This is a genomic window from Arthrobacter sp. JCM 19049, assembly GCF_001310435.1.
In genome coordinates, this window is record NZ_BAXF01000948.1 from 1 (window position 1) to 531 (window position 531).

Below are 531 nucleotides of genomic sequence, written 5' to 3' on the forward strand. Positions count from 1 at the left end.
CCCGCACCGAAGCCCAGCTGGATGCCGTGGCCGCGCTGCTGGAGGGTTCAGCGAGCCTGCCGGGGCTGGAGGTGGACACCGACCTGCGCTGGTCGCTGATCAGCGCCCTGTCCGCCGGTGGACGCCAGAGCCCGCAGCAGCTGCAGGCCGCCCTGGGCAGCGACTCAACCGCCAAGGGCAAGTCCAGCTGGTACACCGCCCAGGCGGCCCGGCCCACCGCCGAGGCGAAGGCGGAGGCGTTCGAGCAGATTCTGTCCGGAACGCTGTCCAACGACAACCACGGCGCGGTGATTGCCGGCTTCAACATGGTTCATGACCCGCAGCTGATTTCCGGCTACACCGAGCGCTACTTCGCCTCGATCCTAAAGAAGTGGACCGGCCTGTCCCATGAGATGGCCAAGCAGATCGTGGTGGGGCTCTACCCGTCGCAGGAGGTCTCACAGGCCACCATCGAGCGCACCGACCAGTTCCTGCAGGAGCTGGGCGAACAGCACCCGGCCCTGCGCCGCCTGCTGCTGGAAAGCCGCGCCG

1 protein-coding gene is annotated in these 531 nt (G+C 68.4%); it reads left to right on the forward strand.

All coding sequences use genetic code 11. From position 1 onward, the window contains the following. Window positions 1-531 (forward strand): ERAP1-like C-terminal domain-containing protein (locus JCM19049_RS17285; RefSeq protein WP_279403529.1); only part of this gene is annotated, 531 nt, incomplete at both ends.